The sequence below is a fragment of the Hymenobacter duratus genome (assembly GCF_014698995.1).
GTDB classification, from domain to species: Bacteria; Bacteroidota; Bacteroidia; order Cytophagales; family Hymenobacteraceae; genus Hymenobacter; species Hymenobacter duratus.
In genome coordinates this window covers 211,009-237,239 of the sequence record NZ_JACWZZ010000003.1, presented here as the reverse complement: position 1 = coordinate 237,239, position 26,231 = coordinate 211,009, and the positions used below count along the sequence as shown (strand labels likewise).

Here is a 26,231-nt window from a genome sequence, read left to right as displayed (position 1 = left end):
TTACGTAATGCAAATGACGGTTGGCGTATCTAGGTCAAGAACAAAATGCCCGGTATAGCTATTGAAAAAGGTACGGTAGTGAGAATAGTATCTCTTCAAAAAATCCTGCAAATCAGCTTTCTGAATAGTGATGAAACGGCTGAAGTTATGAGCTCCCCACTCGAATGCGAAAAACAAATAAAGCTCGGCGCCAGGGTATGTTGTGGCGGCTTCCAACAAAAGGTTTACCAGCTGCATTTCTCCGCTGTCAGCGTATGCAGCAATAGATAATTCATAAAATACTTCCTGAGAATTTGGCCCTATTTTTCGCCGCTTTTCCGTGTCGATGTACAGAAGCCGGTCAAGTTGCTTCTGCTCGCAGAAAGGATGGAGGCCAGGGCTAACTTCCAGATCTACCGAAAAATTATCGACAATAGCTCTATGGTTTAGGGTTTCAATAGCAGCTGTGACGTCTGCTATCCAATCCGCTAGCTGTACAGAAGAATTAGAACGAAAGCCAAATGCGAAAAAGCTAGACATCGTATTGCGCTCTACACCTCCAGCCGCAATCCGTCATAGGCCAGCCGGATAAAGTCGGGCAGGGTGGCTTCTACGTCGCGGTGGCGGCCCAGCAGGTGGCTGATGTGCGTGAGGTAGGCGCGGCGCGGGGCAAGTTCTTCCAGCACAGCCACTGCCTCCGACAGCGAAAAGTGCGAAATGTGCTTTTCGTGGCGCAGCGCATTTAGCACCACCACGTCGGAGCCCCGCATCTGGTCCAGTGCGGCCGAAGAAAGGTGGTTGGCGTCCGTCACGTAGCTGAAATTGCCGACGCGGAAGCCCAGCACCGGCAGCTTGTAGTGCAGCGCCCGGATTGGCTGAAACGGTACGCCCTGCACATCGAACTGCTCGGTGTCGCTGAGAATAGGCACAGTCTGGACCTGCGGCACGCCGGGGTACTTGTGCTCAGCAAAGATGTAGGCGTACTCGCGCTTCAGCTGCTCCAGCACCCGCGGCTCGGCATATACGGGCATGTCCTGCTGCTGCTTGAAGTTATAGGCCCGGATGTCGTCCATGCCGGCCGTGTGGTCTTTGTGCTCGTGCGTGAAGACCAGCGCATCCAGGTGGTCAACATGCTCCCGCAGGACCTGCTGCCGGAAGTCAGGACCCGAGTCGATGATAATGCTTTTGCCCTGCGTTTGCACATGCACCGACACCCGCAGGCGCTTGTCGCGGTAGTCAAGGGAGCGGCATACCGCACAATGACACCCAATCACGGGCACGCCCTGCGACGTGCCCGTACCGAGGAAAGTAACAGTCATTAATGTGCTGATTGGTTGCTATGCTGATGTGCTGATGAAGGTAGACAACTGAGGTTCTTCAATCAGCACATCAGCACATTATTTCATCATCACATTACCCAACATACTGTTTCACTACGCGTACCAAAGCGTCGAAATCGAGGGGCTTGGGCAGGTAGTCCGTCACGCCAGCCTCCCGAAATTGCTCCATGGAGTAGTTGTTGGCATTGCCCGTGATGGCAATAATTGGAATGTGGGAAATCCGCTCGTCTTTATGGGCGCGAATTTCACGGGTGCATTCCATGCCATCCTTCACCGGAATGTTGATGTCCATCAGAACACAGTCAATCGGCTGGCTTTCTACCTGCTTGATGACTTCACCACCATTCTTGGCCGAAACGATGCGGTACTTCTGCAGCTCGAGAATCTTTTTGGTCAGGTTCAGGATAACAGAACTGTCTTCGGCAATCAATATTGTTTTCGCGTCGCTCATGGGAGAGAAAGAAGAAGAGTAGGTTGGGAGGGCGAATGAGACAGGCTGGGTCGCCGGACAGCTCGGTTAGGAGTCGCCGGTTACAGAAGGGTATAGAATCTTAAACTGAGCGAAATAACGCAACAAATTCTGGAAATTCTGCTCTATGTTGCCAAAGTGCCCTAGTTTCAGTTCATGCTCTAGGAGCTTGGCACATTCTGCCAGCTCTGAGAGGCCTAAAGTGAAGCCGGTGCCCTTTAGCTGGTGCAAATGTGGTAAAATCTGTTCGTACTGTCCGCTTCGCACCAGAGTTTCGGCTTCTTCGAGCAGTTGGCCGGCTTCCATTTCGAAGTCCTGATAGAGTTGGGCGGCAAATTCGCCGCCACCCAGCTGGCGAAGCTGCTCCAGAACTTCGGCATCTATAACCAGCGGCGGCAGAGCGCCTTCGGTTGTAGAAGTGGTGGTTGCAGCAACTACCCCGGCTGGCTCCAGCAGAGCGGGCGCAGGCGGCTTGGGTGCCTCCAGCGGGCCAGCCATTACCCACCGCCGCAACACGGCGTGCAGGTCCTGGCTTTTCACCGGCTTCGACACGTAGTCGTCCATGCCTTCATTTACGAACCGCTCGGCATCCTCCTTCATGGAGTAAGCCGTCATGGCCACGATGGGGGGCGTAGCCGTGCCCAAGCGCCGCCGGATTTCGTGCATAGCTGTAAGGCCATCCATTTCCGGCATCTGAATGTCCATAAAAATCAAATCGAAGACGGCATTGGGTGCAGTGGCTTTGCTGATGGCCTCAAACCCATTGTCGGCCATGGCAATGTCGCAGCCGAGCTTGTCGAGCAGGCGAGTGGCTACCTTCTGGTTGATGGGGTTATCATCGACGAGCAGCACCCGCGGGGCCACATCAAAGCGGCTGATATCGGAAGCCCGCTCCCGGGACGCCAGCCGCTCCTGCACAATCTCCTCCTCGTTGTAGGCAGCGCGGCAGCGGAGCGTAAACCAGAACGTGCTACCGTCGCCTTCGTTGGAAAACACCCCGATTTCTCCGCCTAGCAGCTCAGCCAGCTGCTTGCTGATAGCTAGGCCCAGGCCTGTGCCCCCGAACGACTTGGTCGGCGTGGTGTCCAGCTGGGTGAAGTTGGTGAACAGCAGCTTGGCGTTGTCTTCGGAGATGCCGATACCCGAGTCCTGCACCGCTATCCGCAGCGTGTAGTCGTCGCCTTCCCGCGTCATCGTTGAAACAACGATGCTGACCGTGCCCTGCGCCGTAAACTTGATGGCGTTGGAGGTCAGGTTGCTCAGTACCTGTAGCAGGCGCGTTTCGTCCGTGATGATGAAGCGCGGCGTGTTGGGCGCAATATGGTAGGTGAAGGTGAGGTGTTTCTGCTGGGCCCGGTTGGCAAACAGGGAGTGAATCTTATCGAGGGTGTAGTGCAGGTCCATGCCCTCCTCGTTGAGCTGGAGCTTGCCCGCCTGGATTTTCGACAGGTCCAGAATATCGTTGAGAATAGCCAGCAGCGCATCCGACGATTTACGCAGCGTATCCACGTACTCTTCCTGCTCCTCCGATGAGACGGTTTGGTGCAGCAGATCAATCATGCCAATGATGCCATTCATGGGCGTGCGCAGTTCGTGGCTCATGTTGGCCAAGAACAGGGTTTTGGCCTCCAGTGCCGTTTCGGCAGCATCTTTGGCCCGGCGCAGGTCGTCCTGCATCTGCTTCAGGCCCGTAATGTCGCGCCCGATACCTTCCGTGCCCATGCCGCCTTCCACCGACCGCGCATTTACGAGCACACTCACTGAGTGCCCATCACTGTGGCGCATGGCAATTTCGAAGTTGCGCGCCTCGCCATACTGCTGCACGCTCTTAATCAGGGCTTCGCGCTCCGTCGGATACACGTAATAGTCACCGATGTAGTGGCCCGTTACTTCCTCGGGCGTGTAGCCCAGCATATCCTGCACCGAGGGGCTCACCAGCGTCAGCTTGCCGGTGCCATCGGTGCGGTAGTACACATCCTGAAACGATTCGAAAATGGCCCGGAACTTCTCTTCCTGTGCCGCCAGCTCCAGCTGCCCGCGCTTCTTTTCGGTGATGTCGTGGGCAATGCCCGAAATTTCCTCAAACGAGCCATCATCGAGGTAAATCGGGTTAAGGAAGATTTCGCGCCACGAATCCATGCCGCGGGCGTCGCGCAGGCGCACCTCGAAGCGCTGCGGGTGGCCCTGAAAGGCTTTGCGGTAGTTGTCGACGAACAGGTCCCGCGCATCCTCTTCCATCATGGCCAGGTCGGCCTGGAACAGGTTGACGTTGGGAGTCGGATACACCCCGTTGCGGCGCAGGAAATACGCGGCGTAGTTGCGGTTGAAGCTGGTGAGGCGGGAGTGCGTATCCACGCTCCACATCAGGTGCGAGCCGCTCTCGAAGATGGCGTTCAGGCGGGCATTCTGCTTCTGAATCTGCACCTCGTTGCGCTTGCGCTCAATAGCCAACGCCACCTGGTTGGAAATAAAGTGCAGGATTTCCAGATCGGTAGGCGCATAAGCGTCGGCCTTGTAGTAGTCCTGCACAGCAATTACGCCGATGATCCGTTCCCCGATGCTGAGCGGCGAGCAGAGCATTACCTCCGGCATCAGCCCATAGGCCGTGATGGTGCCGTTGCTGATGAGCTCCTGCAACTCGTGGCGCAGCATGTACTGCGGCCGCCCGGTCCGGATAATGTACTCCGACATGCCCGACGAAAACGGCCGCGACACCGCGCCCACTTCGCCCTGCGTGTTCTGATCCACAAAGTAGGCGAACTGCAGCTGGGTGCGCGCCTCGTCGCAGAGAGCAATATAGAAGTTGTTGGTTTCGATGATCTTGCTCAGCTCCCGGTGAATGGCGCCGTAGAGCGAGTGCAAATCCTTGGAGCTGATGGCCAGGTTGGCAATGCTGTAGTACACTTTCTGCAGTCGCTCGGCCTTGATGCGGTCCGTAATGTCGTGCAGAATGGCGCGGGTGCTCACCGGCTCGTCGTCCTGCCAGGAGCAGGAAATGGAGCCGATGAGATGGACGGGTTTGCCGGTTTTGGTGAGGAACACCGTTTCCAGCTTGTTCACTTTCTCCCCCTTATACAGGTTGCGCAGCTGGTAGAGCAGCTTGGCCTTGTAGTAGGGGTGCACCACGTCGGAAAGGGTGAGGTGGGGCAGGTCTTCATCTTCGTAGCCCAGCTTTTCCTTCCAGGCTTTGTTCACGAACAGCAGCCGGTTGTCAATGCTCAGATTCTGAATCAGGTCGTGCGCATTGTCCAGGAAATCCTGCAGGCGGTTGCGGTTGTCAGTGAGGGCACGGGCCGCCACATGGCGCTCCGTAAAGTCGCGCCCGACTACCAGCAGGCCGGTAATCTGTCCATCGGGGGCATGGGCAAACTCGGCGTGCCAGTACACCATGCGCGACTGTCCGCTTTTGGTGAGCAGCGCCCGCTCGTAGAAATCATGCAGCCGCTCTTCCCGGATGCAGGTCAGATAGGCCTGCTGCCGCATTTCCCGCTCCGCCGGCGGCGAAAACAGTGCGTGGTACTGCTTCCCGATAACTTCGGCCCGGCTGTACTCGGTGAATTCCAGAAAGAAGTCATTCACATCCAAAATGATGCCTTCCCGGTCGGTCAGCACGTAGCTGAGGGTGGTACGCGAAAGCAGGTCGCGTAGCTGGCGCTGCGTACTGTCCAGTACCAGCTGCTGGTTCTGCTGCTGCTGTTGCTGAGTGCTCTGCGTAGCGTCGCGCAGAATAAGCTGCACGCGCACTACCCCTTCAGCTAGCACCAGGCGGTGCAGCGTGGCCCAGGCCGTAAGCGGGCGCTGGTCTGGGTAGCGGCCGTACCACCAGCGCGCGGCGGCCTCGCCAGTGCGGGCCGTATGCTGCACGGCCTCCCGCAGCGCCTCCTCGCTATACCAGTACTCCTGCTGGCCGGACGGTAGGGCCGGTGCTGCCAGCGTCATCAGGCCGGTAGCGCGCAGGCGGGCGCAGGTAGTGCCCAACAGGCGCTGCGCGGTGTGGTTGCAGTCAATGAGGTGGCCCTGCTCGTCATAGAGAAGCTGGGCATCATAGGCCTCCTCGAACAGGGCACGGTATAAATCTGTCGGCGGGGCCAGAGCGGAAGTGGCCAGCGGGGCAGCGGATTGCGACATCGGGGAAGACAATAACCAGCGGTAGTGGCAGTGAAAAGTAACTAGCGCCGGTGCCAGGTTTAACCGTTAAATTTGTCGAAAATATCCCAAACCCCCGCGTTTTTCGTGGCGGCCTTTTCCGGCTGGCCCGCCCGGTTCCCCGTATGCCCGCACCGCGCCTGCTCTTCACCGTCACGACGGACCTGAACTACGACCAGCGCATGCAACGCATCTGTGGCTCGCTGGCCCGGGCCGGCTACGACGTGCTGCTGGTAGGGCGGGAGTGGAGCACCTCGCGGCCCCTCACGCCGCAGATCTACGGGCAGCACCGGTTGCGATGCCATTTTCAGCGCGGCAAGCTGTTTTATCTGGAGTTTAACCTGCGCCTGCTGCTATACCTACTGGGCCAGCGTGCGGCAGCCTGGTGCGCCATCGACCTGGATACGGCCCTGCCCATGTGGCTGCGGGCGCGGCTGGGCGGCCAGCCGCTGGTATACGATGCGCACGAACTGTTTACGGAGGTGCCCGAAGTAGTAGCGCGGCCGGCCATACAACGCATCTGGCGCAGAATAGAGCGGTTTGTTGTGCCGCGGGCTCAGCTGGCCTATACGGTAGGGCCAGCCCTGGCGAATGTGTTTGAAAGCCGCTACGGCCGCCCATTTGAAGTCATCCGCAATATCAGCCGGCTGCAGCACAACACCTTGCCGCCGGCACCCGCTGCAGCACCGGCCTCGGGCTATATTCTGTACCAAGGCGCCCTCAACGCTGGCCGGGGGCTGGAAGCGCTGCTGGCTGCTATGCCGCAGGTGGCGGGCCGGCTGGTTATTTGTGGCGAAGGTGACCTGTCGGCGGAACTACGGGCGCAGGCGGCCGCACTGGGGCTACTGGAAAGCGGGCAGGTAGAATTCCGGGGCTTTGTGCTGCCCGATGAGTTGCGCGAAGTGACACGCCAGGCTGCTCTGGGGCTAAATCTGCTGGAGAATCTGGGACTGAGCTACTATTATTCGCTGGCCAACAAATTCTTCGACTACCTGCACGCCGGCATCCCGCAGGTAGTAGTGGATTTCCCCGAGTATCGTGCCCTCAATGACGAGTACGCCGTGGCCGACCTGGTGGCTGACCTGCACCCGGCTACGTTGGCGGCAGCCCTCAACCGCCTGCTGCGCGATGAGCCCACCCACTACCAAGAGCTAGCCGAAAACTGCCGCCGTGCCCGCCTGCTCCTAAGCTGGCAGCACGAGGAAAAGCGGCTTCTCGCACTATACGCCGCACTGGTTGGCGCTCCGCATTCCGTTTCTGTATGAGCATTCTTTCCGAACTAATAGCTGCTCTTGAGCCTGATTTGCGCAGCGAGCAGCCGACTCTGCTGGTGGTAGCGGGCCCCACGGCCGTGGGCAAAACGGCCCTGAGTGTGCAGCTGGCGCAGCACTTCCAGACCGAAATAGTTTCGGCTGACTCGCGGCAATTCTTCCGGGAGATGAGTATCGGGACGGCCAAGCCCACGCCGGAGGAAATGCAGGGTGTGTCGCACCATTTTGTCAATTCGCACACTATCAGCGAAGACTACAGCGCCGGCCGCTTCGAAACTGACTGTCTGCAGGTGCTCGACGGGCTGTTTCAGCGCCATCCGGTGGTCATCCTTACAGGCGGTTCGGGCCTGTACCTGCAGGCCGTAACGGACGGCCTCGACGAACTGCCACCTGCTGACCCGGCTATCAGGGTGCAGCTGCAGCAGGAGTTGGCCGAGTTTGGGCTGGAGCATCTGGCAGCCGAACTGTCCCGTCTTGACCCGGTAGCTTATGCCCGTATTGATAAGCAAAACCACCAGCGGGTAGTGCGGGCTGTGGAGGTATGCCGCGCCACCGGACAGCCCTTCAGCAGCTTTCATACGGGCCGGAGTGCAGTGGCTCGCCCGTTTCGGGTTGTTAAGGTGGCCCTCAGCCGTGAACGAGAAGAGCTGTATGAGCGGATAAACTACCGCGTGGACCAGATGCTGGAGGCCGGACTGCTAGCGGAGGTGGAAGCGCTGCTGCCGTACCGGCACCACAATGCTCTGCAAACGGTAGGCTATCAGGAAATATTTGGCTTTCTCGATGGCCTCTACGATTGGCCCGAAGCCGTGCGTCTGCTCAAGCGCAACACCCGCCACTACGCCAAGCGTCAGCTTACCTGGTTGCGCCGGGATAGTGCGTACCGCTGGATCGATTTAGGGTAAACAGAAAACAGGACCGTCATGCTGCGCGGCACCGAAGCGTCTTTACCAACCAAGTAATAAGTACTTTCCGGTAGAGACGCTTCGGTGCCGCACAGCATGACGGTCGAAGTTATTTTCCTTCTGATTCTAAACCGACAGGATTTCCACCATCCGCATGAAGCTCTGGTTGATGAGCTTCTTCTTGTTGATGGTGTCTGTGAAGGGCGTATACACGAGTTTACGGTCTACGATGCCGGCCATAACGTTGCGCATGCCGTTCAGTAGGCCTTCCACAGCGGCAATGCCAATCTGGGAGGCAAGGAGCCGGTCGGCGGCCGATGGAGCCCCACCGCGCTGGATGTGGCCGATGATGGTCACGCGGGTATCGAGTTCCGGAATGGCTTCCTTCACGCGTTGCGCCACGGTGTGGGCGTTGCCTTCTTCCTCGCCCTCAGCCACCACCACAATAAACGAGGTTTTGGAGCGGCGCCAGCTACTTTTCAAGGACTCAATCACCGCTTCCGTCGACATCTGCGTTTCCGGAATCATCACAATTTCGGCACCGCCGCCAATGGCGCAGGGCATGGCAATATAGCCGGAGTCGCGGCCCATTACTTCCACGAAGAAACACCGGTCGTGCGAGTCAGCCGTGTCCCGAATCTTGTCAATGGCCTCCAATGCCGTATTTACAGCCGTGTCGTAGCCGATGGTATAGTCGGTACCGTAGAGGTCGTTGTCGATGGTGCCGGGGGCGCCTACCGTCGGAATTCCGAACTCCTGCTCGAAGAGGGAAGCACCTGTGAATGTGCCGTTGCCACCGATGGCAACGAGGCCTTCGATGCCATTGTTAACAAGCTGATCGAAAGCTTGCTGGCGACCTTCCTTGGTCAGGAATTTTTGGCTGCGGGCCGATTTGAGGATGGTGCCGCCCTTCTGGATGGTATTGGCTACCGAGGCCGAGTCGAGACGCACGAATTCGCCTTTGATCATGCCGCTGAACCCGCGCATGATACCATAAACCTCAATGCCGTGGTAAACGGCCGTACGCACGACGGCCCGGACGCAGGCGTTCATGCCGGGTGCATCGCCGCCGCTGGTGAAAACTGCTATACGCTTCATCATACTGCTTCTCGAAAGTCATTCCTGCACTCACCTGGAGTACGGAACTGGCAAAGGTGGCAAATCAATGCCGAAAACCCGCTGATTTCTGCTTGCCGGGCGAAATTTTGGAGGGGAAGACCAGCTGTTTTTTTTGGGTGTACGTAAGCAGACCTGTTGGAAACCAGCACTCAGACGAGTAACTTCCCCTTTCGGCCTTGTGCCGAGCCGCTTTCTCGTTCTTTTTCCGCTCCCTACTCCGTGCCCACCTATGTTTGGTTTTTTTGAAAACGAGCAGACCCGCAAAATCAGGAGTCACATCCAGAACCTGGCGGCACTAGCTAAGGCCGATGGCCATCTGGACGAGCGGGAAATGAGCTTTATTGTAGCGGTGGGCAAGAAAAACGGCATGCGGGCCGACGAAATCCGCAACATAGTAGCCAGTAGCAGCACTAACCGCCTAGTCGTGCCCGACAATGATTCGGAACGGTTCGACCAGATTTTTGACATGGTGGACATGATGCTGGCCGACGGCATAGTGGACGACAGCGAAATGAATTTCTGCACCGTAATGGCCGAAAAGCTGGGCTTCCGCAAAGACGTGGTAAACCTGCTGGTGAAGCAGATTTCGCAAGGCGTGAAAGACGGAATGGACCGGGAAACCATTAAGTCCGAAACGCAGCCTTTTCTTAAAGGCATCAGACAGTAGCCAGCACCGGCAATACCTTTTGGGCAGCGCCCCGGCCAGGACATCAGCAGCGGATGGGTACTGGCCGGGGCGTGCTGTTATGAGGCATCGGCCGGATTTCATCTTTAATGGGCCACCGCCGGCGCCTCGTCGCAAACTGCCGAAATAGCCCGCAGCAGCGCCGCGCAGGCTTCGTCGATTTCCGTGTCGGTGATGATGAGCGGCGGGGCTAGCCGCAGCGAATTGTCGCAGAACAGAAACCAATCGGTGAGGATGCCTTCGTGCTCAAGGGCTTGGTCGATGATGGGCTTGAGCACCTCAAACGAGTCGAACTCCACGGCCATCAGCAGACCGCAGCCCCGCACCGCCCGGATGGCCGGATGCACCAGCTGCCGCCGGAAGCGGGCAGCTTTTTCGGCTACGCCTGCCAGCAGGTTTTCCTGCTGAATGACGCGCAGCGTGGCCAATGACGCCGCGCACGACACCGGATGGCCTCCAAACGTAGTGCAGTGGCCTAGGATGGGGTTGGTTTTGAAGCCGGCCATGATTTCCTGCGAGGAAATAAAGGCTCCGATGGGCATACCGCCACCCATGCCTTTGGCACACAGCAGAATATCCGGCTCAATGCCAAACTGCTCGAAGGCCCAGAAACTGCCGGTGCGCCCGAAGCCACACTGAATTTCATCCAGAATTAGTAGCGCTCCTACCTCATTGCAGCGCCGGCGCAGGGCGGGCAGGTAGCCCGGCTCAGGCACCCGCACGCCCGCCTCGCCCTGCACGGTTTCGACAATGACGGCCGCCGTATGCTCGTCAATCAGGGCCAGGTCGTCGAAGCTGTTGTAGCGGAAGTGCCGGACATCAGGCAGCAAGGGGCGGTAGGAATTCTTAAAGCCTTCGGAACCGGTGATGCTGAGCGCGCCGTGCGTGGAGCCGTGGTAGGCATTCAGGCAACTGATAAAGCCTGTGCGGCCAGTGTGGCGCTTGGCCAGCTTCAGGGCACCTTCCACCGCCTCGGTGCCGGAGTTGGTGAAATAGACTGTGTCGAGGTGGGGAGGCAGCGTTTCGTGCAGGGCCTGGGCCAGCTGCGCGGGCGGCGCCTGCACCAGTTCGCCATATACCATCAGGTGCAGGTATTTATCCACCTGGTACTTGATGGCCTCGACTACGCGCGGGTGGCGGTGGCCTATGTTGCTGACGCCGATACCGGAAATCAAATCGAGGTAGCGGCGGCCGTCCGGGGCATACATATACACACCTTCGGCCCGCTCGATTTCCAGCAGCAGCGGAAAGTCGGAGGTCTGGGCTTGATGACGCAGGAAAAGCTGGCGAGTGGTAAGCATCCGGCAAAGGTACGGACCCCCAGGCCATGCGTGGCACCCCACGCTACCCTGCCAGCCAACAAAAACGGCCGCCGAAGCAGCCGTTTTTTCACTTATTCCTCAAGACCGCCGGGCGGTGTGCCACCGCGCCGGTCGGCTACGCGCTTCAGCACCTCTTTGGTAAACTGCCGCTCGGCCACGAACAGCTTGCCTACCTGCCGGATGCTGAGCACCTTCTGAAACTTATCGAAATACTCTTTTTCCAGGTTCACTTCCTGCTGGCGAAGGGCCAGGGCCTGCGTGAGATTTTCCTTGATCTGCACATCGGACAAGCCGTCGGGATTGTCGGTGCGCAGGGTGCGCATGCGGCGGCTCAGGTCGCGGCGTTTGGCCGTAAACTCGTTGTAGACCGGCCAGAACCGCTGGGCCTGGTCCTGCGTGAGGACTACCTTTTCGGTGATGTAGGCAATCCTGGCGTTTTCGAGCTGGCTCAGGCGGCCACCCTGGCGGCCCCCGTTCTGAGCCATAGCCGGTGCGGTAGCCAGCAGGCAGAGCAACAGCAGATTGCGGAGAAGATTATTCATTGGGAGAGAATCGAAAGGAAAGGCAAAAACAGCTTACAGATAGAGGTCTTCGGTGGGTTGGATGTCCAGCAGGTCCTGCACCTCGGCTGGCGAGGCACGCAGGTAGGCTTCGGGCAAAGCCTGCTCGGTGGTGGGCAGCTCAGCCAGGTCGCTGAGCGTAACACGCTGCTCGCTGGCCAGCAGGTATTCTACCAGCTCGGTACGGGGCACAGTGGCAAGCGTACCGGCAGCGCTGCTGGTAGCAGGCAGCGGACCGGGTTGGTTCAGGAGGAACGAAGCCGCGAAGCCGCCCAGCACGACGCTGGCCGCCAGCGCCGTGCGCAGCGGCGCCGACAGAGCGGCCAGCCACTCCGGTACCGGCCGGCGGCCCGTAGCAGGAGCGGGCTGCACGCGCTGCATCACGCGCATCGGCAGCTGATCGAAGTAGCCGTCCGGGGGCGAGGCCAACGGCTGCGGCCGGCGGGGGTGGTCGTCCAGACGAAATGGTGTTTTCATGGCACTTAGAAGCGGTCCGAGCCGCAAGGTTTAATCCGGTAACAGGCGCTGCCGGCTGATCAGGTAGGGTGGCTTAGCCTGCCTGATCAGCCGGCAACTCAATCAGACTGCGTGATGTAGTGTTCTATCTTCTTGGCGGCGTGGTGGTAAGAGGCTTTCAGCGCGCCTACGCTGGTACCCGTTACTTCGGACATCTGCTCGTAGGGCATTTCGTCGTAGTAGCGCAGGTTGAACACGAGGCGCTGCTTGTCGGGCAGCGTGAGGATGGCTTTCTGCAGCTTCAGCTCAATATCGTCGCCGGCCAGCGCAGGGTCGGCTTCTACTTTGGCGGTCAACTCGGCGGCTACATCATTGAGGGGCAGGAAGAATTTGCGCCGCTTGCTGGAAAGGAAGTTCAGGCATTCGTTGGTGGCAATGCGGTAAATCCAGGTGTAAAGCGAAGCATCCTTCCGAAAGCTTTCCAGGTGCTTCCATACCTTCACAAACACGTCCTGCGTGAGGTCGTCGGCGTCGTCGTGGTCGATGACCATTTTGCGCACGTGCCAGTACACCTTCGTCTGGTATTTGCGCACCAGCTGGTTGAAGGCCACGTTGCGGGAGGCCGGGTCTGCGAATTTGAGGAGGATGTCCTGGTCTTCCAAGCAGAAGAAGCGGGTTAGAAGCGGCGGGAGGCGGGCACGGACCGGTTAGAGGCGGCCGGGAGCGGGAGGTTTAACGAGCCGGGAGGAAAATGCTGACTGGCCATTACATTTATGCAGTCATCTTACCAGCTATTTCCGGATGTTTGTCATAAAGGTCGAAGTGGCAGCGGCTGTGGCGGCGCTGGTTATTGGCAGTAGTATGCCGATGGAAAGTGAGCAGTACCGCAGACAGGTGCTGGCCGATAAGGCCCTGCGACCCGTCGAGCAACTCAGCCGCTACCACCGATACGACTTCTCCCCGCTCTGGTTGAAAACCGATAATGAGAATATCCTTGGCTTTATCGGCAACGACTACCAGCGCCTACGCATCAAGCTGCTCACAGCCCGCCCCGACCCGCGCCAGCCGGGGCGCTACTCAGTCACCGGCAAATCGAAGGTGAAGGACAACCTGCTGCCGTTTGAGGGCACGTTCCGGCTGCTGCACGTGCGGGAGGCCGCTGCGCTGCCGGAGGGCCTGGATGGAGCGGCAGTGCCGGCCGTGAAGACGGGCGTGATGCTGGCCGAATATGAGTTGAAGGAACCAGCCGGCCAACAGAGCGCGGGCGTATTCAGAGGCATCCTGAGCACCAACTGGTACCTGGACCGCAGCGGCAAGATGCAGTACGACGACCTGCGCCAGCACGCCGATGCCTTCTCGAACAACCAATGCGTCGGGACCTGGCAATCCTACAAAACCAACCTCACGAAACGCTGCAACTGGGGCGACCACCGGATTCCGGCTGCGGCTGGCCTGGACCAGGGCGCAGGGGAGTTCAGCCCCGCCGACAAATACGTGGCGAACGGCTGGCAGTCGTATCGGCAGGCTTGGGCAGACAACGATGCCGAAGCCCGGCGCCAGGAAAAGGCGGAGTGGTGGAAATAACGGGCGCTACTTCGTGCTGAACGCCACGCCCAGCGTCAGGTTGGTGTTGTCGCGGGATTTGCCTTCCAGCACGCGGCTCTCAAAGGTGTAGAGGTAGTTGGCCGTGATGGCGAAGCGCGGCGTGAAGCGTAGGGCCAGCGAAGTCAGCTGGTTCACGCGGTAATCGGTGAAGCCGCTGAGATTGGGGAGGTAGAAGGTAGTGGAGTTCAGTGAAAAGACCCGGTACGAGTACACCAGCTTCAGCCGCAAGGAGCTGCGCGATACGATGCGCTCCGAGCCGTCCTGGAAGTAGGTGGCCTCCCGGATAAACAGGTTGCTCAGCGACACTTCGCGCCCCAGCGAATCGGAGTAGAACGCCCATCCCGGCCCCAGGCCCAGTTGCACGCGCCCCGTAATGCCGCGCAGGTTGCTCCGCTCGTAGCCCCCGATGCCGTAGGCCCGGAAGTGGCCCTTCCAGTAGTAGGGCGTGGCATTGAACAGGAATTCCCGCTCTTTGAGCAGCTTTTCCTGCTTGCCGTACGAGAAGCTGCCATTCACCGGCGCCCCAAAGTGCTTGCCGCGTAGCAGCGTGACGTTGTGCGTGGTCGTGAGCAGCGTCCGGTTTACGCCGCCCGACGTGTACTGGCCCGTCAGCTGCCCGCCATACCGGATGATGGTGGTATCGGGGCGCTGGGCGTAGGCCCCGAACGGGAGTAAAAGCAGCAGCGGAAACAGAAGAATCAGTTGGGTAGGTACACGCATTCAACAGCCAGGCAAAAGCAAAGAGCAGCCACCAGGCCTGCTCTTCAACGGAAACATGAGCCGGCAAAAGTGGGAAATGATTCTGCTTTGGCTGCCGCCGAAGGTCTGCGCTTCGGTGCATAATGGGTAGCTTGGGCCCGCTACGGCCTGCAAAATGCTACCCGATACTGCTGTTCTTATGCGTTGCCTGTTTCTTGTTCTGTGCTATTTCTGCCTGGGAAATTCGTCTGCCCGGGCGCTACGCATTACGGAGCAGCGCCTGGTGGGCACGGCTCCGCCTACGCGGCTGCAGAAGCTGGAAATAGGGTTGGCGCTGGAAGCAGGGCAGGTGCGCAACCCCTACGATCCGGCCGAAATTACGGTCGGGGCCGAGTTTGTGTCGCCGGACGGGAAGGTGTACAGGGCGCCGGGCTTCTGGTACCAGGATTTCCGGCGCTGCACCACCTGCGGCCCGCCGCCCCGCCAGGCCAACGACACCTGCTACTACTGCTCCACCTGCCCCGAAGACCCGCGCTACCTCACGCCGGTAGCCACGCGGCTGCCATGGCGCATCCGGTTTGCCCCGCCGCAGGCCGGCCGCTGGAGCTACCGCCTGCTCGTGCGCCACGCCGATACCAGCGTGGCCAGCGCGCCCATGTACTTCACGGTGGCCGCTGCGGCCAACCCCGGTTTTGTGCAGGTGCATCCCAACGGCCGCAATTTCGCCTTCGCCGACGGACAGGTGTTTTTTCCGCTGGGCATGAACGTGGTCAATTACGAAGTGGAAGACCACTACAGCCGGCTGCCCTACCTGGATGTGCAAAAAGGTATCAACCGCATTGCCGACAACGGCGGTAATTTTGCCCGCCTCATGCTGGCGCATGGTCAGTTCAGCCCCGAGGGACCCGGGGACCCGCCCGGCCGCTACGACACCCGCCAGAACCGCGCCTACGACCTGGATGCCCTGGTGGAGCTGGCCGCTCGCCGCCGCATCTACCTGCAGATGGCCGTAGCCATTGCCGCCGAGCTCTTCGATTCCGACGAGTTCGGGCACGCGTGGCGGAAGCACCCGTACCGCCAGGTGCTGGCGCCCGGCGCGTCCTCGCTGCACTTTTTCACGGATTCGCTCAGCCGGCAGCTGTTCCGGCAGCGCATCCGGTACGTGCTGGCCCGCTGGGGCTATTCGCCGGCCGTGCTGGGGCTGGAAATGATGAACGAAGCCGATCTGTACGGCTCCGGCAACGCCGACAACTTCTGGAGTCCCGGCAACTCGGCACGGGTGGGGGGCTGGGTAGATGAGATGATAGCCTATGCCCGGACGCTGGCCCCGCAGCATCTCTACACCAGCAACCTGGGCTACGCCTTCAGCAGCCAGTATCCGGGCCCCGACGGGCAACCGCTCTACCAATCCAGGGAGCTGGACTATGTGCAGGACCACTACTACAGCTCCGACCTGAGCGTAGAGCACCAGCGGGCCTTTCTGGCCCGCCGGGCAGCGGCTTTGTATCCGGGCAAGCCCTATCAGCTGGCCGAATTTGCGCTGGGCATCGAGAAGCCATGCTGGTACAACAGCTCCAGCTTCACGGCCGGTCAGTACCCGGCCGGCCTCAAGTACCACGACCTGAACGAAATGCACAATACGCTGTGGTCCTCGACGTTCAACGGCTCGGGCGGGGCCGCCACGTACTGGTGGTCCAACCAGGTGCTGGGCCTGTGCTCGGGCGGGCAGTACCACTATTTCCGGCCGCTTCAGCAGTTTCTGGCCGGCTGCCCCATCTTCAGCGAAGCCTACGAGCCGCTTGCCAGTGCCTGCCCGGGGGTGGCCGGACCCAAAGATGCCCCGCACCAGCCGACAACGCCCGGCAATTGTGTGCCGCTGTGGGCCGTAGACAAAGAAAGCGGGCAGAATGCCGCCCTGGAGCCTGCCGGGGCTGCCACTTCCAGCGCCGCGCTGGAAGTGTTTGCGCTGCGCAGCCCGGCCCGGGTAGTAGGCTGGGTGCATAACCGCCACAACTACTGGTATAAGCTGCCCCATCTGGCGGGCTCGTTTACGGATACTTCCTGCCAGCGCCTCAACGACAACCAGCCCAGCACCCCCGACAGTATTCCGGCGCTGGTGGGCCAGCAAGTCACCATTCCGGGCATGGCGCGGCCGGGGCGCTACCGCCTCGAATTTTTCAGCACTTACCCGTTTTATGCGCTTAGCCGCGGCGGCCGGCAGGCCCAGGGGGGCGTCATTGCGCAGTTTACCACAGAAGTGCGGGCTGTTGAGGGGCAGCTCACGTTTACGGTGCCGCCGCTCCGCCCGCTTGGCACCCCGCCCTTCGCCCCCGACTACGGCTTCAAGGCCACGTGGCTGCCGGAGCCGACCGCACCGCCAAAAGCGCCGCTGAAGACAACCCCTAAAGTGCCAGCCAGGAAGCCCGCCGCGCCCCCGGCACGGAAACCGGCCAAAGCACCAGTTCGGCGATAGAGCGTGTTTGGCAGGTGCAATGCAGTGTTTTTTCAGGAGTTTTTCGCTGCTGCTGCTGAAAACAGCGTCCGGTTTAAGCTTCCCGGCGTAGGCTGAGGCAGGAAGCGGCCCGGCGTAGTGGAAGATGGTGCCAGCGGGGTGTTGGGAGCGGACGGGCCGGCAAACAGCAGAGGCGCCTGAAGCCGCCGGGCTCAGGATAGCGAATCGGAAATAGAGAAATACTATTTTTAGGCCTCTACTCCTCCTTGTTCACTATGAGCAGCATGATTCAGTTCGTGGCCAACCACGACGACTTATCAACTGACAAAGGCTTTCAGTTCAAATTCTACTGCGACAAATGCCGCAACGGCCACATGTCGCGCTTTCAGCCCAATGCCATTGGCATTGCCGGGGAGCTGATGCGGGCGGCGGGCAGCCTGTTTGGCGGCAGCTTCTCCAGCGCCGGCAGCGCCGCCTACCACGTGCAGCGTGCCATCGGCGGCAAAGCCCACGACTCGGCGCTGGAAAAGGCCGTGCAGGAAGGCAAAGCCTACTTTAAGCAGTGCACCCGCTGCGGCAACTGGGTGTGCCCCGATGTGTGCTGGAACCACAGCGCCAGCCTCTGCGAAGGCTGCGCCCCCGATGAGCACGAAGAGCTGGCCGCCCAGCAGCGCCAGGCTGCCAGCGAGCAAATCCGCACCAAAACGCGGGAGCAGGACTACACGAAGGGCCTTGATTTCCTTAATACCGGTGGCCTAGTGCAGTGCCCTAACTGCCAGACCAAGCTGGCCCCCGGCCAGAAGTTCTGCCCGAGCTGCGGCGCGCCCAACGCCACCGCCCAGGCGAAAGACAAATTCTGCGGTGACTGTGGCGCCACCGTGAAACCCGAGCAACGGTTCTGCGCCGAGTGCGGCGGGAAGCAGTAGATTTCCGGGCCACAACCGTTTATTATTCGGCAAAAGAGAGTAAATCGGAAATTAATTTGCTTCAGGTGTAGTAATCTGTTTGGTGGAAAAAATTTCAAACGCTGATACAGTGCATTATACTGTTTACAGTTTATTCGGAATGTAATTGTCTGCAGAAATATCAAAAATAAACAGGCAAAGAATTGTTGCTGCTTTCCCCGATTATCTGCAACAAGACGCCGAAGTAGTAGCAGATTTTTTGCTCAACAGAAATCTTGACCTGCATCCAAGCCTGCACCAAGAAGTATCTCTGCTTGGGCAAAAGCTGACTATTCCCGGGCGGATTTATTCAGAGTTGCCACTGGAAGAAGCAACAAGTATGTTGTCTGCTGTTCAGCAGGCAATCCTTAATTGTCTTTTCTTGCGGCATCACAACGGGTTTGTACGACAAAAATGCTTGGAGCGTCTTGTAGATATAAATGAATATTTTATTACTCCTTTCGTAGTGAGCCTGTTAGGGGAATATGTAATTGAAATTCTATTTGTGGCTGATAAAGTTATTAATAGTAATACAGTAGATAATTACATAGCATTCATTGTGAAAAATACCGAATATTGGGATAAAACGAAAAGTAGAGTAATAAGCTACTGGAACGAGTATTATAGACGAAACAGATATGAGGATATACGTGAGTATATCGGCATGCAGATAGCGAATCGGTTGGACAAAGCTAAGTGGCAGTCAGGTGTTGGCTAGGCAAAACGTGCGCAACGGATAATAACCCTTCTACACCAAAAACGCCCCGGCTGCTACCAGCAACCGGGGCGTTTCTGTAGGCGGCAGGCTGTTACTTCCGGTCCAGCAGTAGGGCGTGGCGTTGAGCAGCCGTTTCCGCAGCTCCTGTTTGCCAAACGTGAAGCTGCCCGCCATAGCAGATGATGGTGGTGCCAGCCTTCGGGCCCGGGCCGGTAGGGACGCGCCACCGAGCAGTAGCAGCAGCGGTAGCGAAAAAAGGAAAAATACGCGTATAAGTACGGGAACAGCAGAAGGGCCGCTCCGGGGCAAAGGTAGCCTGGCCGCCGGGAGCATAGGCTGGTAGCCATTCATCCTACCCTCATGGGGCAGGGCTACCTTTGACGCGCGGGCCTTCGCTGTGTCCGTCACTCACCCGTTGATTTTACCTCGTTCCCGCCTGCATGCCGCTACCCGATTCGCTTCGCCGCCAGCTCAAAATCCGCTATGATGCCATTGCCAACCACCACATCAAGCGCGACCTGCTGAACGCGCTGCCGTTTTGGGTGGGAGCCGTCGTTACCGGGCTGGTGGCGGTGCTGTACGCCAAGCTGTTTGGCTGGGCCGAAGCCGGCACCCGCTACCTTTACCATCTGTCGCCGTGGCTGTTTCTGGCCGTTACGCCGCTGTGCTTTTTAGCGGGCTGGTGGCTGGTGCAGCGGTATGCGCCGTATTCGCGGGGCAGCGGCATTCCGCAGGTCAGCGCCGCCATCGACCTGACCAATCCCCGCCACCGCTACAAGGTGAGCCGGCTGCTGAGTTTGCGCGTCATCTTCGTCAAAATCCTGTCGAGTCTGGTGATGGTGGTGGGCGGGGCCGTTATTGGGCGCGAGGGGCCGACTATCCAGATTGCGGCCTCCATCTTCAAGAAAATCAACGACTGGCTGCCCGCCTGGTACCCTAAAGTGTCGCGGCGCAACATGGTGGTAACGGGGGCGGCGGCCGGGCTGGCCTCGGCCTTCAACACGCCGCTGGGCGGTATCGTGTTTGCCATTGAGGAAATCACCAAAACGCATTTTAACTACTTCAAATCGGCCCTGCTCACGGGCGTTATCATTGCCGGCCTCACGGCCCTCAACCTGCTGGGGCCCTACCTGTACCTGGGCTACCCCAAGCTCGACCACCTGCCCATCTGGATTATCTTCGTGGTGATACTGGTGGCGGTGCTCACGGGGTTTGCCGCCAGCAGCACCGCCGAAGCCATTTTGTGGCTGCTGCGCCAGAAAGCCCGCCTGACCAGCCCCCTGCAACGCGCGCTGTACCCGGTGGGCTGCTGATTGCCGGGCTGGGCGTGGCTTTTGGCGAACAGGTGTTCGGATCGGGCAAGGAAATCATGGTCAGTACGCTGTTTACCGCCGACAAGCACGTGGCGTGGTACCTGCCGCTGCTGCGCATTATCGGGCCGGTTATTTCCTTCTCCACGGGGGCGGCCGGCGGCGTTTTTGCGCCCGCCCTGAGCGCCGGGGCCAGCATGGGGGCCGTACTGGCCGAGTGGATGTACCTTTCCGATACGGCCACCAACCTGCTGGTGCTCTGCGGTATGGCCGGCTTCCTGACGGGCATCACCCGCAGCCCGTTCACCTCGTCCATCCTGGTGATTGAAATGACCAACAGCCACAACATCATCTTCTACCTGATGCTCACGGCGCTGCTGGCTAACTTGGTATCCAACCTCGTCACCCGCCACTCCTTCTACGACCAGCTCAAGGTGCAGTACATCCAGGAAATCCACCGCACGGAGGAGCAGGCGAGAACTGTAGAAAACAAGAGGGAATAGCGTAGTTTGGGGGATAATCAGGTAATCATTATGCTATCAAGCCTTTGCCAGAATGATAAATAGGATAGTGCTATTTGTGGGGGTTACTGCATTTGCAGCAACAGCTCACGGCCAAACGGTGCTCCAGGGCGACTCGCTGTACCGAGGATTACAGGTGGGCAAGTCAACATTAGAGGATATCAGGCGGATAATGGGCAGTAGTTATAGAAAAGGGAAAATGATCCGGCAATTTCACGCCAAGTGGCGCGATGGTGGAACTGGTTCGTATCAGGTTATCTATGGCTACATTCTGGAATACCAAAGAGACGGTGTTCAGTTTGCCATAGAAACGGCGGAAAAGCCCGAGGGCCAGCAGACAATAAGCGGTATACAGTTCAGACCAAAATCATCAATAACTACTTTCAAAGGTATTTCTCCAGCTAATACCTTTGCGGATGTCATTAGCCGGTATGGCCCTTTAGACACAACTCAGACCAGAAGAGTGATACCGTACGTTTATGGCTGGAGTGTAGATAGGGGAGAGAAAACGGAAAAGCGGTATACCATTCTTCGATACGGCAATGGTATTCGCTTTGTGAGCTACGGCCCAAGAAACGAAGCTGAAAATCTGAATGTCCGTAGAGTGGATGAAATCTGGCTTGATTGAATGAGTAAACACAACGCCCCGGTTGCACTTGCTGCAGCCGGGGCGTTGTGGTATATATAGAAGTCGTTAAAACCTACTTCCGGCGGGCCATTACCTTCTCCACGGCGGCCACAATGGCGTGCTCGTTGAGGCCGTATTTCTCCATCAACTGGTCGGGCGTGCCGGACTCGCCAAAGGAGTCGTTGACGGCTACCATCTCCAAGGGCAGGGGCTCCTCGCGGGCCAGCAGCTGCGCGATGGAGTCGCCGAGGCCACCGTTCATCTGGTGCTCTTCGGCCGTCACCACGCAACGTGTTTTGCGCGCCGATTCCAGAATCAGGCGTGCATCCAGCGGCTTGATGGTGTGGATGTTGATAATTTCGGCGTTGATGCCTTTCTCGGCCAGCAGCTTGCCCGCCAGAATAGCTTTCCAGACGAGGTGGCCGGTGGCGAAGATGCTCACGTCGGCACCCTCGTTCAGCACAATGCCTTCCCCAATCTTAAACTCCTGGTCGGCGGGCGTGAAGTTGGGCACCACCGGGCGGCCGAAGCGCAGGTATACCGGGCCTTCGTGGTCGGCAATGGCGATGGTAGCGGCTTTGGTCTGGTTGTAGTCGCAGGGGTTGATGACCGTCATGTGAGGCAGCATTTTCATCATGCCCACGTCTTCCAAAATCTGGTGCGTGGCGCCGTCTTCGCCCAGCGTGAGGCCGGCGTGCGAAGCGCAGATCTTCACGTTTTTGTTGGAATACGCAATGCTCTGCCGGATCTGGTCATACACGCGGCCCGTGCTGAAGTTGGCGAAGGTGCCCGTGAAGGGAATCTTGCCCCCAATGGTGAGGCCGGCGGCCAGGCCCATCATGTTGGCTTCGGCAATGCCCACCTGGAAGAAACGCTCGGGGTTGTCCTTGATGAAGGCGTCCATTTTGAGCGAGCCAATCAGGTCGGCGCACAGGGCCACTACGTTGGGGTTGGTGCGGCCCAGTTCCTGCAGGCCGGCCCCAAAGCCGCTGCGCGTGTCCTTCGATTCGGTGTAGGGAAAGTCTTTCATTATGGAGGGTTGTAGGGTCCTTTGTCGTTATTTAGTCTGTCATGCTGAGCGGGGTCGAAGCATCTCTACCTCTGGCTAATTCTGCCGTGAGGACGAAGCGGTAGAGATGCTTCTGCTGCGCTCAGCATGACAGCCTTTTGTTGGAGTAATTCTCGGTGCGCTCTATCACTTCCCGAAAATGCTCACCGAGCTGGTCTGGCCCGAGCGGATGGTGAAGTTGCGCACGTCGGTGAACTTGCTGCCGGTGGCGTTGGTGGTGCGGAAGATGAGCCGGTAGGCACCCGGCTGCATGGGCACGTTTACTTTGCTGCTGCCGCCATCGGGCAGGTTGTACACCCACGTCTGGGTTTCGTCGTCGTTGAGAGCGTAGATGCTGCCGTAGCCTTTCAGGTCCGAAATGATGTTGAGCGTGCCGGGGGCCAGATACGTAATGGTGGCTTCCCGGCCCTGTTTCACCGTGAGGCGGTGCGTCTGGCGGGGCAAGGTCAGCACCTCCACTTCGTAGTCGCCGGCCAGCAGCTTCTGCCGCGTCCCGAAGGGCAGAGCCACCACGGTAGCCGCGCTTCCTCGGGCCCGCACCACGGCCTGCACCTTGCCGTAGGGGTTGGCCGTCATGTTGGGGCTTTGTAGCCAGAGCGTGCCTTGGGGCGTTTTGTAGGTTAGTACGTTGGCCTTGCCGGGCTTAATGGGCAGGTTTTCCTGCCGCACGGGCGGCACCGTATTTATCACCAAATCGTAGCTCTGCAGCGCGTCGATGTCGAGGGCATCGGGTTTGCCTTGGGTGTCGCGGTAGTGCACGTAGTTGTATTCGGGCTGACCGGTGATGTTGTTGAGAAACGTCATGTTCACGTTCGACTCCACCGGCTTACCGCCCGCATCCGTCAGGTTGATAGCCACAGTGGTTTTGGCCAGCGTCTGCGCCACTACATCGTTGAGAATGGTGCGGAAGGTCTTGACGTCGGCGGCGTTGTAGTATTGGCCCAGGCATTCAAGCTGCTTGCCAAACTCCCGTTCGGCCCCGATTCCAATCACAAACGGCTTGAGAAACACGTGCTTGCGCTGCAGTGCCACCGACGTAGCGCACGGGTCGCCCTTGCACGATTCGAGGCCGTCAGTTATCAAAATCAGGACGTTGCGCGCTGTTTTATCAGTTGGGAAGTCGCCGGCCGACTGGAGCAGCGAGTAGGTAATGGGCGTGTTGCCCTTCGGCTCGATGGACTTGAGCCGGGCCTTGATAGCACCGGCATTCTTCGGCGCAAACGGCACTTCTAGCTTCGAGTCTTCGCAGTTGTTTTCCTCGCGTCCGTGCATGTGCCCGTAGGCGCGCAGTCCCAGCTCCAGGTTGGGGTAGGCGTTGAGCGAGTCCACCATTTTGGCCAGCAGACTCTTGGCCACCTCCATGCGCGGCCGGCCTTCCCAGGGCGCCAGCATCGAGCCCGAGGCATCCAGCAGAAACAGGATGCGCGTGACGCGCGGCTTGGCCGGCGGCACGTTCTGGGCATGGGTCGGAACCGCCAGCCACAACGCAGCCAGCAATACCCAACACCCTACCCAGGACATGCGCTTATTCATAGGGAGTTAAAAGGTGACCGTTGAGCTTTAATTAGATGTTCTTGCTGCTTTCAGGAAATTAGAGCTACAGCAAGTATCAAGGCAACGGAACCTGACAAAACAATCAATCTGAGCTTGGTAGCTTTTTTTTCGGTCCACTTTCCCAAGGCAAAAGCAAGAAAGAAAAGGAGAATACATATTCCCAGACTGGAAGTATCATCTAGGGCCCTTGTGAGCAGTACCGCGCCTGCAATCCAAAGGGTACATAAAATTCCCCTATAGACCGCAGGGCGAAGCAGTTCTTGCATTGCTGTTTCGTCCAGCCTAGTAGTCTGAAGCCGTATCGACGATGAGTTGCTGCAGGGCTTTTTCCAGCTGCTCGTCGTTTGGGGCCACGCCGTGCCACTTGTGCGAGCCCATCATGAAATCGACGCCGTAGCCCATCTGCGTGTCCATGAGCACCATTACGGGGCGTCCGTTGCTGAGCAGGCCCTGCGCTTCCTCGATGGTCGCCAGCAGTTTCTCCAAGTCGTTGCCATCGGTTTCCACTACCTGCCAGTTGAAGGCCTCAAACTTGGCGCGCAGGTCGCCGAGGCCCCCGATTTTCTCGGTGGGACCGTCAATCTGCTGGCCGTTGCGGTCTACGAAGGCAATCAGGTTATTGACCTTGTGATGCGGGGCGTACATGGCCGCTTCCCACACCTGGCCTTCTTCCAGCTCACCGTCGCCCATCAGCACGTACACTGTGCGGTCGTCGTTGTTGAGCTTCTTGGCTTGGGCGGCACCTACGGCCACGCTCAGGCCCTGGCCCAACGAGCCGGACGCTACCCGAATGCCGGGCAGGTGCTCGTGGGTGGCGGGGTGGCCCTGCAACCGTGAGTTCAGCTTACGGAATGTGGACAGCTCGCTCACCGGGAAGTAGCCCGAGCGGGCCAGTACCGAGTAGAAAACCGGCGAAATGTGACCGTTGGAAAGGAAAAACAGGTCCTGCCCGGTGCCGTCCATATCAAACGGCTGGGGCGTGTGCTTCATCACCTTGAAATACAGCGCCACCAGCAGGTCGGTGCAGCCGAGCGAACCGCCGGGATGGCCCGAATTGACAGCGTGTACCATGCGCACGATGTCGCGGCGCACCTGCGCGGCAATCTGTTTCAGCTCAGCTACCGAGGTGGTGGCGGAAGGAGCATGCGTTTCGGGGGTAGGAGCGAGGGGCGTGACCTGCGACATGAGATTCAGAAAGGAAAGGTGATGGTGAGGCAAAGGTAGAAACTTGGGCGGGGCGTGCCATAAAAAAGCCCCGCCGTTTTGGCGAGGCTTTATACTATTACAGCGACATCAGTTGGGCGGCGTGGTTCTTGGTGTCGACTTTCGTTATCACCTTTTCAATTTTGCCGGTTTCATCAATCAGGAAGGTGTAGCGCATGGTGCCCATGTACTTACGGCCATACATAGATTTTTCCTGCCATACGCCGTAGTCCTCGACCAGCTTTTTGTCTTCGTCCACGAGCAGCGGAAACGGCAACTCATATTTCTCGGCGAACTTCTTGTGCGACTTCTCGCTGTCGATGCTCACGCCCAGCACCTGAATGCCGGCAGCCTGCAGGCTCTGGTAGTTGTCGCGCAGGTCGCAGGCCTGGGCAGTGCAGCCGCTGGTGTCGTCTTTGGGGTAGAAGTACAGGGCCACTTTGCGGCCGGCATACTCCTGCAGGCGGTGCGTGGTACCGTGCTGGTCTAAGGCTTCGAAGGCCGGGGCCTGCTCGCCAACTTGAGGAATGGGCATAATCAGGGGTTTGCGGCAAATGTAGCGCGGAAGTCCGGTATAGCCCAGCGCAGCGCCAAAATCCCGCTGGCCGCAGCTATGGCTTGCCGTCGATGGGCTGCGGCGTAAAGATCAGCTGATCCACGTTGAAACCCAGGTCCCGGGCCTTGCCCACGAGCATGTCGCGGCGGTTGCGCTCCATGTGGGGCGTGCGGCTCAGCAGCCAGAGGTTTTCGCGGCTGGGGGTGCCCACCAAGGCGTAGCGGTAGTCAGAATGGTCGAGGTCCAGCACCCAGTAGTCGCCCTCGAAGGGCCAGAAGAAACTCACTTTCAGCTTGGCATTGGTAGCGGTGTCTACCACGCGGGCGGTGCCGTTGGCCACTTCAGTGGGTCCGTTGAGGCCTTCCTTGTGGCAGGTATTGCGCACACTCACCTTGCCATCGGGCCGGAGCTTGTACTGGGCCGTGACGTGCTGGCAGTCTTTTTCGTAGCGGATAGGCAGCCGAGCTACTTCATACCAGAGCCCCATGTACTTGTGCAGGTCTACGTGGGGCACAGTTTCCAGGGGCGCGTGCAGTTGCCGACGGGTGTAGGCGTAGGCCGCTACGCCCGTAGCTACGGCAGCGCCTAACACAGTGAATAATACCGGACGGCGGCGTTTGAGTAGGTTAGCCATAGGAGTGAAAGTAAGGTCCGTGACTTTTACGCAGCCGCGCCACAACAAGCTAAACAGTCAGAGCGGAACCCTTTCGCGGGCCTGTC

General features: G+C 59.0%; 24 protein-coding genes and 1 pseudogene. 9 read left to right on the top strand and 16 right to left on the bottom strand.

What is annotated here, in order from left to right:
* From IC231_RS14540 to IC231_RS14525, 4 genes are all read right to left on the bottom strand, one after another.
* A complete protein-coding gene (locus tag IC231_RS14540) occupies positions 1 to 519 on the bottom strand; it encodes a hypothetical protein (protein WP_190785228.1) in 519 nt (172 codons plus the stop codon).
* 11 nt (positions 520 to 530) lie between these two features.
* The gene (locus tag IC231_RS14535) at positions 531 to 1,298 is read right to left on the bottom strand and encodes an MBL fold metallo-hydrolase (protein WP_190785227.1); all 768 of its coding nucleotides are present in this window, start codon (positions 1,296 to 1,298) and stop codon (positions 531 to 533) included.
* Positions 1,299 to 1,392: 94 nt separating this feature from the next.
* Entirely contained in the window at positions 1,393 to 1,770 is a 378-nt protein-coding gene (locus IC231_RS14530; protein ID WP_185889564.1) for a response regulator, read from the bottom strand.
* 66 nt (positions 1,771 to 1,836) lie between these two features.
* A complete protein-coding gene (locus tag IC231_RS14525) occupies positions 1,837 to 5,916 on the bottom strand; it encodes a PAS domain S-box protein (RefSeq protein ID WP_190785226.1) in 4,080 nt (1,359 codons plus the stop codon).
* Between the two features lie 143 nt (positions 5,917 to 6,059).
* On the opposite strand from IC231_RS14525, the gene IC231_RS14520 reads away from it, so the two are divergent.
* Together IC231_RS14520 and miaA are read left to right on the top strand one after the other, a co-directional pair.
* Entirely contained in the window at positions 6,060 to 7,199 is a 1,140-nt protein-coding gene (locus IC231_RS14520) for a glycosyltransferase (RefSeq protein WP_211539081.1), read from the top strand.
* A complete protein-coding gene (gene miaA, locus IC231_RS14515; protein WP_190785225.1) occupies positions 7,196 to 8,110 on the top strand; it encodes a tRNA (adenosine(37)-N6)-dimethylallyltransferase MiaA in 915 nt (304 codons plus the stop codon). The genes IC231_RS14520 and miaA overlap by 4 nt, the downstream gene beginning before the upstream one ends.
* 126 nt (positions 8,111 to 8,236) lie before the next feature.
* Here the strand turns inward: miaA and pfkA are convergent, their stop codons facing one another.
* Entirely contained in the window at positions 8,237 to 9,208 is a 972-nt protein-coding gene (gene pfkA, locus IC231_RS14510) for a 6-phosphofructokinase (protein ID WP_185889977.1), read from the bottom strand.
* Between the two features lie 250 nt (positions 9,209 to 9,458).
* Here pfkA and IC231_RS14505 point away from each other — a divergent pair, with 250 nt between their 5' ends.
* On the top strand, positions 9,459 to 9,896 hold the full coding sequence (locus tag IC231_RS14505; RefSeq protein WP_190785224.1) for a tellurite resistance TerB family protein: 438 nt from the start codon (positions 9,459 to 9,461) through the stop codon (positions 9,894 to 9,896).
* Positions 9,897 to 10,000: 104 nt separating this feature from the next.
* Here the strand turns inward: IC231_RS14505 and IC231_RS14500 are convergent, their stop codons facing one another.
* The 4 genes from IC231_RS14500 to IC231_RS14485 all read right to left on the bottom strand — a co-directional run bounded on the left by IC231_RS14500 (position 10,001) and on the right by IC231_RS14485 (position 12,914).
* Positions 10,001 to 11,215, bottom strand: coding sequence for an aspartate aminotransferase family protein (locus tag IC231_RS14500; protein WP_190785223.1), 1,215 nt, complete (start codon positions 11,213 to 11,215; stop codon positions 10,001 to 10,003).
* A gap of 92 nt (positions 11,216 to 11,307) precedes the next feature.
* Positions 11,308 to 11,778 carry a hypothetical protein gene (locus IC231_RS14495; RefSeq protein WP_190785222.1) on the bottom strand — a complete coding sequence of 157 codons (471 nt, stop codon included), beginning with the start codon at positions 11,776 to 11,778 and terminating at the stop codon, positions 11,308 to 11,310.
* Between the two features lie 33 nt (positions 11,779 to 11,811).
* On the bottom strand, positions 11,812 to 12,273 hold the full coding sequence (locus tag IC231_RS14490) for a hypothetical protein (protein WP_190785221.1): 462 nt from the start codon (positions 12,271 to 12,273) through the stop codon (positions 11,812 to 11,814).
* A 98-nt stretch (positions 12,274 to 12,371) separates the two neighbouring features.
* Positions 12,372 to 12,914 carry an RNA polymerase sigma factor gene (locus tag IC231_RS14485; RefSeq protein ID WP_190785220.1) on the bottom strand — a complete coding sequence of 181 codons (543 nt, stop codon included), beginning with the start codon at positions 12,912 to 12,914 and terminating at the stop codon, positions 12,372 to 12,374.
* 139 nt (positions 12,915 to 13,053) lie between these two features.
* Between IC231_RS14485 and IC231_RS14480 the strand changes: the two genes are divergently transcribed.
* Entirely contained in the window at positions 13,054 to 13,836 is a 783-nt protein-coding gene (locus IC231_RS14480) for a hypothetical protein (protein WP_190785219.1), read from the top strand.
* Positions 13,837 to 13,842: 6 nt separating this feature from the next.
* Here IC231_RS14480 and IC231_RS14475 read toward each other — a convergent pair whose 3' ends face one another.
* Positions 13,843 to 14,577, bottom strand: coding sequence for a DUF481 domain-containing protein (locus IC231_RS14475; protein WP_190785218.1), 735 nt, complete (start codon positions 14,575 to 14,577; stop codon positions 13,843 to 13,845).
* 178 nt (positions 14,578 to 14,755) lie between these two features.
* Here IC231_RS14475 and IC231_RS14470 point away from each other — a divergent pair, with 178 nt between their 5' ends.
* The 3 genes from IC231_RS14470 (at position 14,756) to IC231_RS14460 (ending at position 18,670) form a co-directional block, all read left to right on the top strand.
* On the top strand, positions 14,756 to 17,029 hold the full coding sequence (locus IC231_RS14470; protein WP_190785217.1) for a DUF5060 domain-containing protein: 2,274 nt from the start codon (positions 14,756 to 14,758) through the stop codon (positions 17,027 to 17,029).
* 254 nt (positions 17,030 to 17,283) lie between these two features.
* Positions 17,284 to 17,934: a zinc ribbon domain-containing protein gene (locus IC231_RS14465; RefSeq protein ID WP_190785216.1), complete on the top strand. Its 651-nt coding sequence runs from the start codon at positions 17,284 to 17,286 to the stop codon at positions 17,932 to 17,934.
* A gap of 145 nt (positions 17,935 to 18,079) precedes the next feature.
* Positions 18,080 to 18,670: a hypothetical protein gene (locus tag IC231_RS14460; RefSeq protein WP_190785215.1), complete on the top strand. Its 591-nt coding sequence runs from the start codon at positions 18,080 to 18,082 to the stop codon at positions 18,668 to 18,670.
* A 30-nt stretch (positions 18,671 to 18,700) separates the two neighbouring features.
* Here the strand turns inward: IC231_RS14460 and IC231_RS14455 are convergent, their stop codons facing one another.
* Positions 18,701 to 18,844 carry a hypothetical protein gene (locus tag IC231_RS14455; protein WP_190785214.1) on the bottom strand — a complete coding sequence of 48 codons (144 nt, stop codon included), beginning with the start codon at positions 18,842 to 18,844 and terminating at the stop codon, positions 18,701 to 18,703.
* Between the two features lie 266 nt (positions 18,845 to 19,110).
* Between IC231_RS14455 and IC231_RS20450 the strand changes: the two are divergent.
* Positions 19,111 to 20,483, top strand: a pseudogene (locus tag IC231_RS20450) (chloride channel protein).
* A 52-nt stretch (positions 20,484 to 20,535) separates the two neighbouring features.
* The gene (locus IC231_RS14445; protein WP_190785213.1) at positions 20,536 to 21,129 is read left to right on the top strand and encodes a hypothetical protein; all 594 of its coding nucleotides are present in this window, start codon (positions 20,536 to 20,538) and stop codon (positions 21,127 to 21,129) included.
* 73 nt (positions 21,130 to 21,202) lie between these two features.
* On the opposite strand, the gene IC231_RS14440 is transcribed toward IC231_RS14445, so the two are convergent.
* The 5 genes from IC231_RS14440 to IC231_RS14420 form a co-directional block, all read right to left on the bottom strand.
* Positions 21,203 to 22,159, bottom strand: a complete 957-nt coding sequence (locus tag IC231_RS14440; protein WP_190785212.1) for a transketolase family protein — start codon at positions 22,157 to 22,159, stop codon at positions 21,203 to 21,205.
* Positions 22,160 to 22,324: 165 nt separating this feature from the next.
* Entirely contained in the window at positions 22,325 to 23,731 is a 1,407-nt protein-coding gene (locus IC231_RS14435) for a vWA domain-containing protein (RefSeq protein ID WP_211539077.1), read from the bottom strand.
* A 303-nt stretch (positions 23,732 to 24,034) separates the two neighbouring features.
* Positions 24,035 to 24,937: a transketolase gene (locus tag IC231_RS14430; protein WP_185889577.1), complete on the bottom strand. Its 903-nt coding sequence runs from the start codon at positions 24,935 to 24,937 to the stop codon at positions 24,035 to 24,037.
* A 97-nt stretch (positions 24,938 to 25,034) separates the two neighbouring features.
* Positions 25,035 to 25,490, bottom strand: coding sequence for a thioredoxin-dependent thiol peroxidase (gene bcp, locus IC231_RS14425; RefSeq protein ID WP_185889578.1), 456 nt, complete (start codon positions 25,488 to 25,490; stop codon positions 25,035 to 25,037).
* 76 nt (positions 25,491 to 25,566) lie between these two features.
* Positions 25,567 to 26,145 carry a lipocalin family protein gene (locus IC231_RS14420; RefSeq protein WP_190785211.1) on the bottom strand — a complete coding sequence of 193 codons (579 nt, stop codon included), beginning with the start codon at positions 26,143 to 26,145 and terminating at the stop codon, positions 25,567 to 25,569.
* Positions 26,146 to 26,231 lie beyond the last annotated feature (86 nt).